4 protein-coding genes are annotated in these 3,230 nt (G+C 26.3%); 3 read left to right on the top strand and 1 reads right to left on the bottom strand.

Annotated features, from left to right (window positions below; genetic code table 11):
* Positions 1 to 190: 190 nt before the first annotated feature.
* Positions 191 to 787 (top strand): DUF4230 domain-containing protein, encoded by a 597-nt coding sequence (locus tag SOR60_RS02040; RefSeq protein WP_154539287.1) that lies wholly within the window; start codon positions 191 to 193, stop codon positions 785 to 787.
* A gap of 12 nt (positions 788 to 799) precedes the next feature.
* Here the strand turns inward: SOR60_RS02040 and SOR60_RS02035 are convergent, their stop codons facing one another.
* Positions 800 to 1,456, bottom strand: a complete 657-nt coding sequence (locus SOR60_RS02035) for a YczE/YyaS/YitT family protein (protein ID WP_154539289.1) — start codon at positions 1,454 to 1,456, stop codon at positions 800 to 802.
* A gap of 121 nt (positions 1,457 to 1,577) precedes the next feature.
* On the opposite strand from SOR60_RS02035, the gene SOR60_RS02030 reads away from it, so the two are divergent.
* Positions 1,578 to 2,087: a nucleoside 2-deoxyribosyltransferase gene (locus SOR60_RS02030; RefSeq protein ID WP_154539291.1), complete on the top strand. Its 510-nt coding sequence runs from the start codon at positions 1,578 to 1,580 to the stop codon at positions 2,085 to 2,087.
* A 395-nt stretch (positions 2,088 to 2,482) separates the two neighbouring features.
* Entirely contained in the window at positions 2,483 to 3,178 is a 696-nt protein-coding gene (locus tag SOR60_RS02025; protein WP_320595091.1) for a DUF542 domain-containing protein, read from the top strand.
* Positions 3,179 to 3,230: the final 52 nt, after the last annotated feature.

The raw sequence follows: 3,230 nt of genomic DNA, 5'->3' as shown, positions 1-3,230 counted from the left end.
GGTCTTGAATTAACAGATCCCTAGGTACACTTTCGCCCAATTTTCTTGAGCTTATCCTTAGTTCATGTTCATAATACCAAGGTAAAAATTAAAAGTCAAGAACAATTTCAAACTTTTTAAAACATCTTAAAATTCTCAAGTTGAAAATTTTAAGATAAGGGTATAGTGATAAATAATTGGAGGAGGAGTTATGAGAAATTCATTAAGTAAAAAAATCAAAAATATACTAACAATACTTTTATTATTAGCTCTTATATTTCTTGGATTTAAATATTATAAGGAAAATCAAAAAACTAGAATAGATGATAAAATAATCACAAGTAAAATTGAAGGAGTTAAAGAATTAACTACACTTAAATATTCTTATACAAATATGGCTCAATTTGAAAATTCAAATAAATTTAATGGATTTGATATACCCTTTACCCAAAAGAAATTTATAGTAGCATATGATGGTCTTATTAATTTTGGAGTCGACTTAGATGATATGGATATAAGTATTAGAGGAAAGAATATTGATATAAGTCTTCCTGATTCAAAGGTTCTTTCCCATGAAATTTATGAAGATTCTTTGAAAGTTTTTGATCAAAAAACTTCTATTTTTAATCCAATTAAGGTAGAAGATTATAATGATTTTTCTAAAACTCAAAAGAAAGTCGTAGAAAAAAAAGCTATAGATAAAGGCTTACTTGATGAAGCCAATAAAAAATGCAAGAAAGCAATTGAAGAGATACTTAATGTAGATGCGAATCTTGAAGAGTATAAAATAAATATAAGTTTTAAATAAGGGATACCTCCCTTATTTTTTTATATTTAGTATTGAAAGCAAAGGATCATTTATATGTTTTAAGATAATATTTACTATGGAACCTGTAAGTAGGGCCGATAGAATTGTCCCCTCTCTTGTTCCCTCTATACTTCCAAAAAATATTAGTGACAAAATAACTGAAAGTATTACACATGATGTATCAAATCCAATCTTAACCTTACCAAAATCTAAATCTTTTTTCTCAGATATAACTTTGACAAAAGCCTCTCCAGAATTTAAGATAACATCTGCTACAACAGTTATACTTATACCAAGACTTAGGATAAGAATACCTATAATTAGAAAAATTAAAGATTGTAGGTAAGAGTCAATTCTGAAATTAGATATAAAATAGAGTCCTAAATCTGTAAAGTATCCAAATAAAAACGAAATTGGAACTTGTATAAGTTGATATATTTTAAAATTCTTTCTAAGAATCAAAATTTGACCTATAATTAATAATATGTTCCATATAATAATGAATTTTCCAAGGCTAATATCTGTCGTTTTTATACTAAAAACATTAGGTATTGATGATATTGGAGTAACTCCAAGTTCTGCAAACTTTATCATTGCAATTCCAACACTCATAATAAAAAGACCTAAAATAAATAGTCCAATTCTTTTAAGAAAATCAATTTTATTCATTGAATCCCACCTTTATAATATTTATTTTTATAACATTATACTTTGATTGTTAATGATAGTAAATTTTAAAAATTTTTTTGATATAATATAATTAGTATATGATTATAAGGAGGATAAGTAAATGAAAGTATATTTAGGATGTGATCTTTTCACAGAAGGTCAAAGATGGCAAGCTAAAGAAATACAAGAAAAAATAGAAAAAGAATTTCCAGAAATTGATTTATACAATCCTGCAGATAATGAGGATATAAATGATAAATCAAAAGGATTCGCTGCAAATTATGAGATACTTTTAGCAGATTATGATAGACTTAAAAAATCTGATATATTAATAGGCCTTATGGATACCAAAGATTTGGGTCTTGCAGCAGAAATGGGCATAGCCTTTGAGAGAGGTATGGCTATTTTTCAACTTTATACTGATATTAGACTTGAAGGAAATGAAAAAGATGATAAATTTAATGAAATGAAAAATGATATATTTCAGAATGATTTCTTATATATAAATAAACTTGTTACAGGACTTTCCTATGCTGACAAGAAGGGAAATATATTTGAAAAACCAAGAATTTATCATAAAAAAGAAGATTTAATTAAAGATGTAATATCATATATTAAAGAAAATAAATAAACAAAACTATCAGCTTAGCTGGTAGTTTGAATAACCTATAAAATATGAATACTGGCAACAATATCCAAATTTTGATATTTACCCTCTTTACTGGACAATGAACTTAGCCCCAAAAGTCGGACATAAAAAAACAATTTGGAAGGTCAGTTTAGAATATAACAATTATAGTTTTTGTAGTTTTTTTGTTGCTTGAAGCTAAAGCTTAATTCCTCCACCTGCATAGCAGGTGGTTTTTTGTTTCACTCGTGCTCGCTTAACTCACTAAAGTGAAACAAAAAAATTAAATAAAACTAAGATGTTTATCTAATCTTTCTACAATCTATTTCTGTAACTTTAGTTACAGAAATTTTTTTATATTTATATTATTCTATATATAGAAAAAGAAAGGAAGTATTATGAATGAAATAAAATTAGATGATAGATTAAATGATATAGTAAAAAAATTACCACAAAGTATAGATTATTTCAACAAAAAAGATATTGACTATTGTTGCCATGGAGATGACAGTCTTAAAATTGCAACAGAAAAAAGAAAGCTAAATCAAGATAAAATACTAAGTGAACTTAAAGAATTTATAAAAGAAAATAAAAGTATCAAAAACTTAAGTATTGATGAATTTAAAGATAAAAATACCAAAGATAAGATAAGTCATATAGAAAGTTACCACCATGACATAGAAAGAGAGATGCTTGAAGATATCGACAAACTTTTAAGTAAGATTCTTCTAGTTCATTATAAAAATCATGGATATGAGCTAAAAGAGACCTATACTATATTCTTACAAATAAAGGGACACCTAAAAGCTCACCTTGCAAAAGAAGAAAAAATTACCTTTCCTAAATTTGAAAATCTAGATTGTGAAAATATACTTTCACATATATATGACCTAGAAAAAGAACACGAAGATATGGGAGACTTAATAGGAAATCTAAAAAAAGTCACAAAAAATTTCACCCCACCAAAAGATGCCTGTAACACTTACAAATGTGCTTTCTCAAAACTAAAAGAGCTAACAGAAGATATTTACCTTCATATATTCAAAGAAAACTCTATACTTTTTAAAGAAATAAGAAGAGAAAGTCTCATATAAAAGCTGTTGCAATCTAAGGTGACTATAAAGTTAGACCTAATGAAATGAGACT

The organism is Anaerococcus porci (assembly GCF_034090325.1).
Lineage (GTDB): Bacteria > Bacillota > Clostridia > Tissierellales > Peptoniphilaceae > Anaerococcus > Anaerococcus porci.
The sequence above is the reverse complement of the archived record's forward strand: the minus strand, read 5'-3'. Positions and strand labels throughout refer to the sequence as shown.